We start from the raw sequence: 12,392 nt of genomic DNA on the forward strand, positions 1-12,392 counted from the left end.
GGGGCCGCGGGCGGCGGGGGTGCCGCCGGGGCCGGAGCCGGCGGCTTCGGCGCCCAGACCGTCGCGATCGCCGTCGCCGGCGTGGTCGCCGTCGGCGGGATCGCCGCCGCCGCGGCCGGCGCGCTCGGCGGCGACGACAAGCCCAAGGCGCCCGTGCGGCCGGCCGCCGCGCCGGTCGTCCCGACCCCGAAGCCGGCGGCCGACGACAACGCCGCCGCCGAGCGGGCCGCCGCCCGCGCGAAGGCCCGCGCGAAGGCGAAGGCCAAGGCGCGGGCGAAGGCGCGAGCCCGGGCGAAGGCGAAGGCCGCCCGCGAGGCCGCCGCGGCCGCGGCGCCGGTGACGACCACCCCGGCGCCGACCACGACCACCACCCCGCCGGTCGTGACGCCGACGCCGACCCCGACGCCGACGACCACGAACAACCCGCCGCCGACGAGCTACGACGGCGGCGAGGAGTTCACGCCCTCCGACTAGCGGCGGCGCAGGCCCAGCAGGGTCGGCACCGTCACCAGGTGGTAGCCGCGCTTGCGCAGGCCCTTCACGATCCACGGCACCGCGGCGACGGTCTGGGAGCGGTCGCCGCCGCCGTCGTGGAGCAGCACGATCGATCCCGGCCGGACCGTCCGCAGCACCCGCTCGACGATCGTCCTGGTGCCCGGACGGCCCCAGTCGTCGGGGTCGACGTCCCACAGCACCGCCAGCTGACCCCGCCGCCGCAGCAGCCGCTCCAGCCGCCCGCCGATGTCGCCGCCGGGCGGCCGCATCAGGCAGCCGGCGTGGCCGACCGCCCGCCGCTGCGCCAGCGCCGTCCAGTCGAGCTGGTCGCGGGTGCGGGCGTCGGCCGGGGCCAGGCTCGGGTGCGACCAGCTGTGGTTGCCGAGCGCGTGGCCGCGGCGGACCAGCTGCCGGACCAGGTGCTGGTAGGGGCCGATCTGGCGGCCGAGCTGGAAGAAGGTGGCGCGGGCCCGCCGCCGCTCCAGCGTTCGCAGGATCGGGGCGGTGTAGGGCGAGGGGCCGTCGTCGAAGGTCAGCGCCACCCGCCGCCGGCGGTCGCGCGGGCCGTGGCGCAGCCGCACGGGGCCCTTGGCCACGCAGGTCAGCCCGTTCGAGCGGGTCGGCGCCAGGGTCGGGCGGGCCCGGCCGGTCAGCGCCGGCGGCGGGGCCGGGGCCAGGTGGCGGGCGGCCCAGTCCTCGTGCCGGGCCGACCGCGGCGGCGACGGCCGATCGCCGCCGCAGCCGCTTCCCGCGAGGCCGAGCGCGCCCACCAGCAGGGCCGCGACGGCGCGACGAGAGCCGGGCCGGGCCACGGTCCTCAGTCGCCGAGCAGCTGCCGCGCGCGCTCCGCGACCGCCGCCGGGGTGATCCCGAGCTGCTCCAGCACCTGGCCGCCCGGGGCCGACGCGCCGAAGCGGTCGATCCCGACGGCGGCGTCGACGTAGCGCTCCCAGCCCAGCGTCACGCCGGCCTCGACCGAGACCGACGGCAGCTCGACCGGCAGCACCGACTGGCGGTAGTCGTCGTCCTGGGCGTCGAACAGCTCCCACGAGGGCAGCGAGACGACGCGGGCGGCGATCCCCTGCTCGGCCAGCAGCGCGGCGGCGTCGACGGCGACGCCGACCTCGGCGCCGGTGCCGACCAGCACGACCTGCGCGCCACCCGCGGGATCGCTGACGACGTAGCCGCCGCGCGGGACGCCCTCCCAGGCCGCGTCCTCGCCGCCGTCGCGCTGGAGCGGCGCGATCTCCTGGCGGCTGAAGGCGAAGACGGCCGGGCCGTTCAGGTCCTCCAGCACCGTCGCCCAGGCGACCTGGGTCTCGACGCTGTCGCCCGGCCGCAGCACGACCAGGTTCGGGATCGCCCGCAGCGAGGCCAGGTGCTCGACCGGCTGGTGGGTCGGGCCGTCCTCGCCGAGCGCGACCGAGTCGTGGGTGTAGACCCAGGCGACCGAGAGGTTCTGGAGCGCCGACAGCCGCACCGCGCCGCGCATGTAGTCGACGAACTGGAGGAAGGTCGAGCCGTACGGCCGCACGATCCCGCCGTGGGCGGCGAGGCCGTTGACGATCGCGCCCATGCCGTGCTCGCGGACGCCGAAGTGGACGTTCTGACCGGCCTCGTCGCGGGTCAGGAAGCCGGCGTCGGGCAGGACGGTGTTGGTCGACGAGGCGAGGTCGGCGGCGCCGCCGACCAGCGTCGGCACGAACGGCGCGAAGGCGGCCATCGCCCGCTTGCCGCTGACGCGGGTGGCCTCCTTCTCCGCCGGCACCGCCCGCAGGGCCTGCTTCAGCCCCGGCAGCGGCTTGCCGGCCCAGGCGGCGTCCCAGGCGGCGGCGCGGTCGCCGTCGGCGGCCCGCCAGGCCTCGAACCGCTGCTGCCAGGCGGCGCGCTCGGCCGGGCCGCGGTTGCCGGCCCGGAACTGGTCGTAGACGCCGTCGGGGATCAGGAAGTGGGCGTCCGGATCCCAGCCCAGCGCCTGCTTGGTCAGCCGCACCTCGTCCTCGCCGAGCGGCGAGCCGTGGGCCTTGCTCGACCCCTGCTTGTTCGGCGACGGCCAGCCGATGATCGACTTGACGTGGATCAGGGTCGGACGGGTCTCGTCGGCCTCGGCCTCGTCGAGCGCGGCCCGCAGCGCGTCGAGGTCGTTGACGTCGGTCACCCGCAGCGTCTGCCAGCCGTAGGCCTGGAACCGCTGCTCGACGTCCTCGTCGAAGCTGAGCGAGGTCGGGCCGTCGAGCGAGATCGAGTTGTCGTCGTAGAGCACGACCAGCCGGCCGAGGCCGACGTGGCCGGCGAACGACGCCGCCTCCGACGCGACGCCCTCCATCAGGTCGCCGTCGGAGGCCACCACGTAGGTGCGGTGGTCCTGAACCTCGGACCCGAACCGCTCGCGCAGGAACCGCTCGGCGGCGGCCAGCCCGACCGCGTTCGAGATCCCCTGGCCGAGCGGGCCGGTGGTGACCTCGATCCCCGGCGTCAGCGGCTGGGCGGGGATGCCGTTGCCGTTGTCGGCGGCGTGGTCGGTCGACTCGCGCTCGGGGTGGCCCGGGGTCCGCGAGCCCCACTGGCGGAACGCCTTCAGGTCGTCGAGGCTGAGGTCGTACCCGGCCAGGTGCAGCGCCGCGTACTGGAGGATCGATCCGTGGCCGGCCGAGAGCACGAAGCGGTCGCGGTCGGGCCACGACGGGTCAGCCGGATCGTGCTTCATCCGCTCGGCGTAGAGCAGGTAGGCGACCGGCGCGAAGGCCAGCGGCAGCCCCGGGTGCCCGGAGTTCGCCTGCTGGACGGCGTCGATCGAGAGCGTGCGGATCGTGTTGATGCTGAGGGCGGCGGCGTCGGAGCTCACCGTTGCAGTATTGCGAGCCCGGCCGGCCGGGTTCGACCGCGTGCCCGGCGGCTATCCTCGCGCCATGGTCGCCGAGGCACGGATCGTGCGGACCGAGGCCGGGCTGGTGCCCGCCGGACCGGGCTGGTTCGTGCTCAACGCGAGCGAGGCGCGGTGGGTCGATCGGCCCGGCCGCGGCCGACGGCTGCCCTTCACCGGCTGGAGCGACGAGGAGCTGGCGCGGTTCCCGCAGCTGGGGGTCAACCTGCACGTGCTGGAGCCTGGCGAGCCGATCGGGATGTACCACTGGGAGGCCGACGCCGAGGGCTTCCTGGTGCTGGCCGGCGAGGCGCTGCTGCTGATCGAGGGCGAGGAGCGGCCGCTGCGGGCCTGGGACTACGTCCACTGCCCGCCCGGCGCCGCCCACATGGTCGTCGGCGCCGGCGCCGGTCGCAGCGTGGTGCTGGCGCTCGGAGCCCGCGAGCACCAGGAGGGCGCGGACTGGGGCGCCTACCCGGTCGCCCCGGCGGCGCTGCGCCACGGCGCGGGGGTCGAGACGGCCACCGCCGACCCCGAGCAGGCCTACGCGCGGTTCGCCGATCCGCAGCCGACCGGCTACCGCGACGGCTGGCTGCCCGGCGGCTGGTGAGCGGTCGCGCGCGGCGATCCGTCCGGCCGGACGCGTATGGACTCGGTGGGCGACCCCGCCCGATTCGCCGTCGGCCACTAGGATTCACCGGGTGTCCGAGCTGCTGATGTTCGTCGAGATCCCCAAGGGATCGCGCAACAAGTACGAGTGGGACCCCGAGGTCGGGGCGATCGTGTTCGACCGCTACCTCTACTCGTCAGTCGTCTACCCGGCCGACTACGGCTTCATCACCGACACCCTCGGCGAGGACGGCGATCCGCTCGACGCGCTCTGCCTGGTGTCCGATCCGACCTTCCCCGGCTGCCGGATCCCGGTCCGCGCGGTCGGCCTCTTCAAGATGATCGACAACGGCGAGGTCGACGACAAGGTCGTCTGCGTGCCGGTCGACGATCCGAACTGGAAGGGCGTCGAGACCCTCGACGACATCTCGGATCAGCTGAAGACCGAGATCTCGCACTTCTTCGCGATCTACAAGCAGCCCGAGGGCAAGATCGTCGAGGTCCAGGGCTACCGCAGCCGCGAGGAGGCGCTGGAGACCGTCGCGGCCGCCAAGGAGCGCCTGCTCGCGGCCAAGTAGCCGCGGCACCACCGCACGCCGGTCGCCGCCGCTCCGCGACCGCCGTGCGGCGACCGGCGCCGGCTACTCGTCGCCGGCGCCGAGCGAGGCCGGCTGGTGGCCGGCCTCCAGGTGCGGGTCGCTCTCCGACGCCCGCAGCTCGTAGCCCTGGCGGGCGCCGTGGTCGGCCTCGATCAGGGCCCGGTCGGCCTTCAGCAGCTTGGCCACGCCCTCGCGGCCGCGGCGCGGCATCACCTGCAGGACGGCGTTGGCGACCGCGGCCGAGCGCGGCACGATCACGTCGAAGCGCGGGTGCTTGAGCGCGTCGACGATCGCCTCGGCGACGTCCTCCGGCGTGGTCGGCTTGACCCCGCGGGTGGCCTTGAGCCCGGTCGCCAGCTCGGTCTGGACGATCGCCGGCATCACGCAGCTGACGTCGACCGGCGACTCCAGGTACTGCAGCTCGCCGCGGATCGCCTCGGAGAAGCCGACCACGAAGTGCTTCGTCCCGCAGTAGGTGGCGACGCCCGGGAAGCCGCCCTTGCCGGCCATCGAGGCGACGTTGATCAGGTGGCCGCGGCGGCGCTCGACGAACCGCGGCAGGATCTCCTTGACTCCGTTGATCACGCCGTAGACGTTGATGTCGATCTGGCGCCGGGTGCTGTCGTCGTCCTCGTCGAGGAAGGTGCCGACGGGCATGATCCCGGCGTTGTTGTCGAAGATGTCGATCGGGCCCAGATCGGCCTCGGCGGCGTCGATGAAGGCCCGCACCGAGTCGCGGTCGGTGACGTCGAGCGGGTAGGCGCGGACGGCGGTGCCGCCGGCGCCCAGCTCCTCGGCGGTCCGGCGCGCCAGCTCGACGTCGAGGTCGCCGATCGCGACCTTGACCCCCTCGCGCACCAGGGCGCGAGCGGTCTCCTTGCCGATCCCCCGAGCGCCACCGGTGATCGCTGCGACCTGGCCGACCAGGACGCGGGGTTGCTTCGCCATCTGTCTCCTCCTCGTGTGCAACGGTGACGCCTGCGTCATTTTTGATGCTATCGGCCGGTCGTCGCCCCCGTCAAAGGTCGGCTTGCGGCTAGGGTGGGCTCCGTGGGGGACGTGGGAGGAGGCGGTGCCCGGCGGGCGCCGGTGTTCGTCGTGCTGCTGGCGGCCGTGCTCGCCGGGCTGCTCGCGGCCGGACCGGCGGCGGCCGCCGACCGCGCGTGGACCGACCGCGCGCTGGCGCTCCAGGTCGAGCTGGCCGACGACGTGCCGCTGCGCAACGCGCCCTGGGTCTCGACCCACAACTCGTTCAACAGCATCGCCGAGATGGGGCTGGCGCTCTCGGCCCTCGACCCCAACCAGCAGCTGACGCTGGTCGAGCAGCTCGACGCCGGCGTCCGCCACCTGGAGATCGACGTCCACCCGGCGCTCGCCCCGCTGCCCGAGCTGGGCCTGGGCGCGCCGACCAGCTGCCACACCGTCTGCACGCTGGAGAAGCCGTTCCAGACCGTGCTCGGCGAGATCGGCGGCTGGCTGCGCGCCCACCGCGACCAGGTGCTGCTGCTGTACGTCGAGTCGCACCTGGAGAGCACCGCCGGCAGCCACGGCTACGACGCCGGCGCGCGGGCGATCGAGGCGACCCTCGGCGACCTGGTCCACCGCCCGGCCGGCGGTGGCGCCCGCTGCGCCCCGCTGCCGCTGACCGTGACCCGCCGCCAGATCCTGGCCGCCGGCCACCAGGTGCTGATCTTCGGCCCCTGCGGCAGCGGCCGCGCCTGGCCGTCGTGGGTCCACGACGAGCGGGGGCGGCTGACCGGCGGCGACAACGGCGCCCTCCGCGAGCCGCCCGACTGCGGACCCGACTTCACCCGCGCCCAGTACGAGGCCAACCCGGTCCGCTACTTCGAGGACCGCACGATCATCGGCGCGCTGACCGCCGGCCCCGACCCGATCGACGCGCCGCTGACCCGGCGGATGGTCCGCTGCGGGGTCGACATCATCGGCCTCGACCAGCTGACCCGCGACGACCCCCGCCGCGAGGCGCTGGTCTGGAGCTGGGCCCCCGGCCAGCCGGCCGCGGGCGACTGCGCGGTCCAGCGACCCGACGGGCGCTGGGCGTCGCGGCCCTGCGGCGAGCGCCACCGGGTGGCCTGCCGCGACGGCGCCGGCCGCTGGACCGTCCCCGCCACCCTCGCCAGCGCCGCGACCGCGCCCCGCGCCTGCCGCGATCCCGGGACGGTCAACGGCGTGCCGCGGACCGGCCGCGAGGGCTGGCTGCTGCAGGCCACCGCGGCCGGGGCCGGCGACGTCTGGCTGGGGCTGCGCCAGCAGGACCTGCGCTGGCGGCCGTCGGAGCGCGGCGACTGCGCGCCGGCGCTCGGCGATCGCGACCGGCCGTGGCGGGTGCGGCGCGGGGTCGCGACCGGCGTCGTGCGGCTGCGGTTCCCCTGCACCGGCGAGCGGCTGCGGCGGTCGATCGTCGTCCGCGGCGGCCGGCGGACGGTGCGGGCGCGGACCGACCGGCGGGTGCGGGTGGCGGTCGGCCGGCGGACGCGGCGGCTGAGCGTGCGCTTCGCCTACCGCGGGCGGACCGTGCGGATCGCGGTCGCGCTGCGGCGCGGCTGAGCGGCGGCTCAGGCGTCCGGCTCGCGCCAGGCGGCCCCGTCGCGGCTGACGCCCTCGCCGCCCAGCACCACCCGCACCGTCCGCAGCAGGATCCGCAGGTCGAGGGCGAGCGAGCGGTGGGCGACGTAGTAGCGGTCGAGCTCGATCCGCTCCGGCCAGCTGAGCGTGGTGCGGCCCTGGATCTGCGCCCAGCCGGTCAGGCCCGGGCGGACCAGCAGCCGCTCGCGCTGGCGGTCGTCGTAGCGCTCGACCTGGACCGGGACGGTCGGCCGCGGGCCGACGATCGCCATCTGGCCGCGGAGCACGTTGACGAACTGCGGCAGCTCGTCGACCGAGGTCCGCCGCAGCAGCGCCCCGAGGCGGGTGATCCGGGCGTCGCCCTGCTCGATCGCCAGGCCGGCCCCCATCCGCTCGGCGCCCTGGACCATCGTCCGCAGCTTGAGGACGTCGAACGGCCGCCCGTCGCGGCCGATCCGGCGCTGGCGGAAGATCGGGTCGCCGGGCGACTCCAGCCGGATCGCCAGCGCCACCAGCGCCAGCGGGATCGCCAGCACCAGCAGCGCCAGGCCGGAGACGGCGACGTCGAAGGCCCGCCGCAGCCCGTCGGCGATCGGACCGCCGGCCGCGCGCGCGATCGGGCCGTCGGGGCCGACCCGCAGGCCGGCCTCGCGCATCGCCCGCCGCAGCCCGGCGTGGCGGTCGCGCGGATCCTCGGCCGTCGTCACCGGGTGCCCTCCGCCGGATCCCAGCCGGCCGGGGCGCCGTGACGCAGGTGATCGGCTAGGCCGACGGCGATCGAGGCGGTCATCGCCACGTAGTAGCGGCAGAGCAGCAGCGGCCGCCAGCGCCAGCGGCCGGCGGCGGCCGCTCCGCCGAGCACGGCCAGGTGGGCGGCGAGCAGCAGCCGGTCGACCCGCGGCGCGCGCCCGGAGGCCAGCAGCCGCAGCCCGGCGGCGAGCGCCAGCAGGTGCAGGAAGGGGCTGGCGTAGCGCAGCCAGCGGTGGCTGACGAGCGCCGCCAGGTAGCGGGGCGGAAGACCGCGGGGATCGAGGATCCCGCCGTCGAGCCCGCCCCCGCGGCCGCCGTGGAGGACGATCCGCCAGGCCTGGTTCATCATCCGCCGCTTGCGCCGCCACTCGCCCTCGATCGAGGGCACCATCGGCTCGCTGGCGCGAGCGCTCGGCCGGTCGACGGCCAGCAGCCCCAGCCGCACCACCTGGTGGGGCAGCGAGAGGTCGTGGCCGTGGGCGGTCCGCAGCCGCGGCCACAGCTCGCGGCGGAGGGCGTAGATCGCGCCGTTGCCGGCGGTCACCGACCACCAGTCGCTCTCGCGCCGGCGCAGGGCCATCTCCAGCCGCCAGTAGGCGCCCTCCTGGTTGCCGCCGGCGCCGTCGCCCTCGGCGACGAAGGTCACCCGCCCGCAGGCGTAGCCGACGGCGGGATCGTCGAAGGCGGCGGCCAGCTCGGCGACCGCGTCCGGCTCCCAGCGGGTGTTGGCGTCGCTGAACAGCAGCAGCTCGCCGCTGGCGGCGGCGACCGCGGCGGCCTGGGCGTGGTGCTTGCCGCCCCGCTCCAGCTCCAGGACGAGGTCGGCGCCAGCGGCGCGGGCCCGCTCGGCGGTCGCGTCGGGCGATCCGTCGCAGGCGACGATCAGCTGCAGCGGCACGGTCTGGGCGCGGAGCCGGGCGATCGTGTCGGCGATCACGTCCTGCTCGGCGTAGGCGGCGATGATCAGCGAGACCCGCGGCGGGGCGGCCGCGGCGGCCGGCCAGGCCTCGCGATCGTCGGCGACCCGGCCGAGCGGCCGGGCGAGGCGCAGGAACAGGCCCCAGCCGACGTGGGTCCAGGCGAGCAGCAGCAGGGGGACGCGGTGCAGCAGGCGCACGGTCCGGATCGTCGCAGAGGGCCGCCCCCGCCGACCGCGACGTCGCGGTCGCTGAGCGTCCGGAACGTGACAGGCGGCGGGGCTACGGCGGTCCAGCGACGGCCGGCTGGCCCTGCCGCGGGGGCGGTCGTCCGCGCTAGCGTCGCCGGCATGGACGAGGACGAGCAGCGGCTGGGCGCCCGCGTCGACTTCGCCGGCGCCCGCCGGCCGGACGGGCGGACCCTGGTCGGCGAGCGCGTGCGGCTGGAGCGGCTGGATCCGGCCGCCCACGGCGACGACCTGTTCGCGGCGGCCAACGACGGCGGCGACCCGCGGCTGTGGGACTACCTGCCCTACGGCCCGTTCCCCGAGCGGCCGGCCTTCGACGACTGGCTGCGCGAGCACGCGGCGCTCGACGACCCGCACCTGCTGGCGATCGTCGAGCAGCGGAGCGGCGCCGCGGCCGGGGTCCTGGCGCTGATGCGGACCGCGCCCGAGCGGGGACGGATCGAGATCGGCCACGTCTGGTTCGGCGGCCGGCTGCAGCGGACCCCGGCGGCGACGGAGGCGATCTTCCTGGCCGCCGCCCACGCCTTCGACGACCTCGGCCACCGGCGGCTGGAGTGGAAGTGCCACGACCGCAACGCGCGCTCGCGGGCGGCGGCCGAGCGGTTCGGGTTCCGCTACGAGGGTACGTTCCGCCAGGACCTGATCGTCAAGGGCCGCAACCGCGACACCGCCTGGTACTCGATCCTCGACGGCGAGTGGCCGGCGGTCGCGGCCGGCTTCCGGGCCTGGCTCGACCCGGCCAACTTCGACGCCGACGGCCGCCAGCGGCGCGGCCTCCGCGAGCTGCGCGAGGGCTGACGGCCTCCGCGGCTCAGGAGCGGCGGGCGGTGATCCAGATCCGGATCTCGATCGACGTCACCTCGACGCCCTCGCGGTCGGCGATCGCGATCCGGACCGGCAGCTCCTGCTTCTCGGCCAGCTCGGCCGGCAGCTCGAGCGTCGCCGTCGCCGTCAGCCGGCCGCCGGCGCGGGCCCGGTAGTCGACGGTCATCCCGCGCGGGATCCAGCGGTGGCTGGCCGGGACGGTCGCCTCGGCGACGGCCCCCATCGCGTACTCGGCCAGGTTGCACTGGGCGATCGCGTGGACCCCGCCGAGGTGGTTGCGGGTCCACGGCACCGCCGCCATCGACGCCACCGCGCGGCCCGGCGCGAGCGCGTCGAGCTGGGCCGGGATCGTCAGGAAGTAGGGCGCGGCGGTGCGGTAGGCGCGCGAGACGACCCCGCGGCCGAGCGGCACGCGCTCGAGCTTGCGGTGGGCGGCGAGCAGGTTCAGGCTGGGCATCGCCCGGCCAATCCTACTGGTGGTAGGACGAACCGTCAGGCGCGGGCCGCGACCAGCTGCTCGTAGAGCGCCCGGTGGGCCCGCGCGACCTCGTCCCACGAGTAGGGCCCGGCGGCCAGCTCGGCCGCCCGCGCGCCCAGCCGGGCGCGCCGGTCGCGGTCGCGCAGCAGCCCTCGCAGGGTCAGCGCCAGCGCGTCCGCGTCGCCGGCCGGGACCAGGTCGGCGGCGCCGTCGCGAGCGATCTCCGGGAAGCCGCCGACGTCGGAGAGGACCATCGGCTTGCCGAAGGCCAGCGCGGTGAACAGCACCCCCGACTGGTCGATCTCGCGGTAGGGCAGGACGACCGCGTCGGCGCGGTCGAAGAAGGCCGCCGCCTCGCCGTCGGAGACGAAGCGGTCGACGAACCGGACCCCGGCCGGCGCCTCGCGCTTCAGCTCGCCGATGTCCATCTTCGGCAGGCCGACGATCCACAGCTCGGCCGCCGGCCAGTGGCGGTCGGCGGTCAGCTGGCGCCAGGCGGCCAGCAGCACGTCGATCCCCTTGTAGGGCCGGATCAGGCCGAAGCAGAGCACCACCGGCCGCTTGACCGTCGGCAGCGGCATCGGCAGCCGGCCGCGCTCGACGGTCGTCAGGTGGCGGAAGGCCCCGTGCGGGATCACATGGACCTTGGCCGGGTCGACGTCGAGCCGCTCGACCAGCCGGTCGCGGCCGTGGTGCGAGTGGACGACGACCGCGTCGACCCGCGCGTAGAGCCGCTGCTGGGCCCGCTCCTGGCCGGGACGGGGCTCGCGCGGGAGCACGTCGTGGGCGGTCAGCACCACCGGCCGGTCCTTCGGCAGCAGGTGCAGGTCGAGCGGCTGCACGGCCAGCCACTGGAAGTGGACGACGTCGGCGTCGCGGGCCGCCCGCCGCAGGGCGCGCATGTCCGGCAGGTGGCCGGCCAGCTTGCTGACCCGCCGCAGCCGTGATCCGGGCGCGCCGAGGCTGCGGCGGTAGAAGCCGTGCTCGATCGCGTAGCCCTCGGCGCCGGGGACCTCGCCGTAGGGGAAGTCGCTGGTGACCAGCGTCACCTGCGTGCCGGCGCGGGCGAGCGCGGCGCAGAGCGCGTGGTCGTAGGGCGGCGTGTAGGCGGACGGGTCGACGATCCGGACGTGCACGGGGGGTGCAACCTACAGGCCGGGAGCTTGCATCCGGAAACGATCGGGGCGGATCAGCGCGGGCCGGTCGCCCGCACCACCCGCTCGGCCGTCGCCCACGCCTCCTCGGCGGTCGGCGCGGCCACCAGCACGCCCCAGCCGGGGCCGGAGTCGCTCTGGTTGACCGGCACGTCGACGCAGACCGCCGAGGCGCACTCGGCGATCCCCGCCACCCGCACGTCGCGGAAGGCGTAGCCGGTCGCGGGACCGAACGGCCCGCCCGTGACCGGCCGCTGCTCGAAGGCGGCGCTGGTGTCGAAGCGCGCCGGCTGGCTGGGCGTGTAGTCGACCAGGATCAGGCGCCCCTCGGGACCGCTCTGGCGCAGCCGGTAGAGCGCGCCGCCGCTCTGCGAGACCCGGGTCGGGGTGAACCACGACTGCTGGTCGGGACGGGCGACGAGCGTCCGCCAGCCCTGCGACCCGGCGTCGTAGAGCGCCGGCGCGGTGCCGTCGGAGAGCGGCGACGGGTCGGCGGGCGCGCGGGCCAGGATCGCTCCCCCGCCGTCGACGGCGATCCGCTGGCCACCGCCGCCGTCCGGCTCCGTCTGGCCGCCGGAGGTGGTCGTGCCGGGCGTGGTCGTCGAGCGGGTCTGGCCGCCGGTCGACGTGGTGCGGTCGCCGGTCGTCGTCCGCCGCTGGTCGGTGGTGCGCCGCTGCGGCTGGTCGTCGCCGCCGGCGAAGATCGCGATCAGGACGCCGACCAGCGCCGCCGCCAAGGCCAGCACCAGCAGCCCCCACCAGCCGCGGCGGCCCGACCCGGAGCGGCCGGCGGCCGGCGGCGGGGTCGGCGGGCCGGCGGCCAGCGGGGCCGGGCGGACGACCGGCGGCGGCACCGGCTCGCGGCGGC

11 protein-coding genes and 2 pseudogenes are annotated in these 12,392 nt (G+C 76.3%); 5 read left to right on the plus strand and 8 right to left on the minus strand.

What is annotated here, in order from left to right; all coding sequences use genetic code 11:
• Nucleotides 1-474 (plus strand): annotated as a pseudogene (locus SH587_RS24415) (hypothetical protein); the annotation flags it as partial.
• Here the strand turns inward: SH587_RS24415 and SH587_RS24420 are convergent.
• Together SH587_RS24420 and tkt are read right to left on the minus strand one after the other, a co-directional pair.
• Nucleotides 471-1,307 (minus strand): polysaccharide deacetylase family protein, encoded by an 837-nt coding sequence (locus SH587_RS24420; RefSeq protein WP_320673278.1) that lies wholly within the window; start codon nucleotides 1,305-1,307, stop codon nucleotides 471-473. The pseudogene SH587_RS24415 and the gene SH587_RS24420 overlap by 4 nt on opposite strands.
• A 5-nt stretch (nucleotides 1,308-1,312) precedes the next feature.
• Nucleotides 1,313-3,340, minus strand: coding sequence for a transketolase (gene tkt / locus SH587_RS24425; RefSeq protein ID WP_320673279.1), 2,028 nt, complete (start codon nucleotides 3,338-3,340; stop codon nucleotides 1,313-1,315).
• A 64-nt stretch (nucleotides 3,341-3,404) separates the two neighbouring features.
• Here tkt and SH587_RS24430 point away from each other — a divergent pair, with 64 nt between their 5' ends.
• Together SH587_RS24430 and SH587_RS24435 are read left to right on the plus strand one after the other, a co-directional pair.
• Entirely contained in the window at nucleotides 3,405-3,968 is a 564-nt protein-coding gene (locus SH587_RS24430; protein ID WP_320673280.1) for a cupin domain-containing protein, read from the plus strand.
• Nucleotides 3,969-4,059: 91 nt separating this feature from the next.
• Nucleotides 4,060-4,545 carry an inorganic diphosphatase gene (locus tag SH587_RS24435; RefSeq protein WP_320673281.1) on the plus strand — a complete coding sequence of 162 codons (486 nt, stop codon included), beginning with the start codon at nucleotides 4,060-4,062 and terminating at the stop codon, nucleotides 4,543-4,545.
• Between the two features lie 63 nt (nucleotides 4,546-4,608).
• Here SH587_RS24435 and SH587_RS24440 read toward each other — a convergent pair whose 3' ends face one another.
• A complete protein-coding gene (locus SH587_RS24440; RefSeq protein ID WP_320673282.1) occupies nucleotides 4,609-5,514 on the minus strand; it encodes an SDR family oxidoreductase in 906 nt (301 codons plus the stop codon).
• A gap of 102 nt (nucleotides 5,515-5,616) precedes the next feature.
• On the opposite strand from SH587_RS24440, the gene SH587_RS24445 reads away from it, so the two are divergent.
• Nucleotides 5,617-7,134: a phosphoinositide-specific phospholipase C-related protein gene (locus SH587_RS24445; RefSeq protein ID WP_320673283.1), complete on the plus strand. Its 1,518-nt coding sequence runs from the start codon at nucleotides 5,617-5,619 to the stop codon at nucleotides 7,132-7,134.
• Between the two features lie 8 nt (nucleotides 7,135-7,142).
• On the opposite strand, the gene SH587_RS24450 is transcribed toward SH587_RS24445, so the two are convergent.
• Together SH587_RS24450 and SH587_RS24455 are read right to left on the minus strand one after the other, a co-directional pair.
• On the minus strand, nucleotides 7,143-7,859 hold the full coding sequence (locus tag SH587_RS24450; protein ID WP_320673284.1) for a sugar transferase: 717 nt from the start codon (nucleotides 7,857-7,859) through the stop codon (nucleotides 7,143-7,145).
• Nucleotides 7,856-9,019, minus strand: a complete 1,164-nt coding sequence (locus SH587_RS24455; protein WP_320673285.1) for a glycosyltransferase — start codon at nucleotides 9,017-9,019, stop codon at nucleotides 7,856-7,858. Before SH587_RS24455 ends, SH587_RS24450 begins: the two co-directional genes overlap by 4 nt.
• Nucleotides 9,020-9,169: 150 nt before the next feature.
• Here SH587_RS24455 and SH587_RS24460 point away from each other — a divergent pair, with 150 nt between their 5' ends.
• Nucleotides 9,170-9,865, plus strand: a complete 696-nt coding sequence (locus SH587_RS24460) for a GNAT family N-acetyltransferase (protein ID WP_320673286.1) — start codon at nucleotides 9,170-9,172, stop codon at nucleotides 9,863-9,865.
• A 13-nt stretch (nucleotides 9,866-9,878) separates the two neighbouring features.
• Here SH587_RS24460 and SH587_RS24465 read toward each other — a convergent pair whose 3' ends face one another.
• The 3 genes and pseudogenes from SH587_RS24465 to SH587_RS24475 form a co-directional block, all read right to left on the minus strand.
• Nucleotides 9,879-10,349 carry a hotdog fold domain-containing protein gene (locus SH587_RS24465; RefSeq protein WP_320673287.1) on the minus strand — a complete coding sequence of 157 codons (471 nt, stop codon included), beginning with the start codon at nucleotides 10,347-10,349 and terminating at the stop codon, nucleotides 9,879-9,881.
• 35 nt (nucleotides 10,350-10,384) lie between these two features.
• Nucleotides 10,385-11,506, minus strand: a complete 1,122-nt coding sequence (locus tag SH587_RS24470) for a glycosyltransferase (RefSeq protein ID WP_320673288.1) — start codon at nucleotides 11,504-11,506, stop codon at nucleotides 10,385-10,387.
• Between the two features lie 53 nt (nucleotides 11,507-11,559).
• Nucleotides 11,560-12,392: pseudogene (locus SH587_RS24475) on the minus strand (hypothetical protein); the annotation flags it as partial.

Origin of the sequence: Patulibacter defluvii, from assembly GCF_034096925.1 — a bacterium.
Lineage (GTDB): Bacteria > Actinomycetota > Thermoleophilia > Solirubrobacterales > Solirubrobacteraceae > Patulibacter > Patulibacter defluvii.

What these genes read in the sequence shown, in the direction of transcription:
- SH587_RS24430 (WP_320673280.1), top strand. Translation starts at nt 3,405, where the DNA reads ATGGTCGCCGAGGCACGGATCGTGCGGACCGAGGCCGGGCTGGTGCCC.
- SH587_RS24440 (WP_320673282.1), bottom strand. Translation starts at nt 5,514, where the DNA reads ATGGCGAAGCAACCCCGCGTCCTGGTCGGCCAGGTCGCAGCGATCACC.
- SH587_RS24460 (WP_320673286.1), top strand. Translation starts at nt 9,170, where the DNA reads ATGGACGAGGACGAGCAGCGGCTGGGCGCCCGCGTCGACTTCGCCGGC.
- SH587_RS24465 (WP_320673287.1), bottom strand. Translation starts at nt 10,349, where the DNA reads ATGCCCAGCCTGAACCTGCTCGCCGCCCACCGCAAGCTCGAGCGCGTG.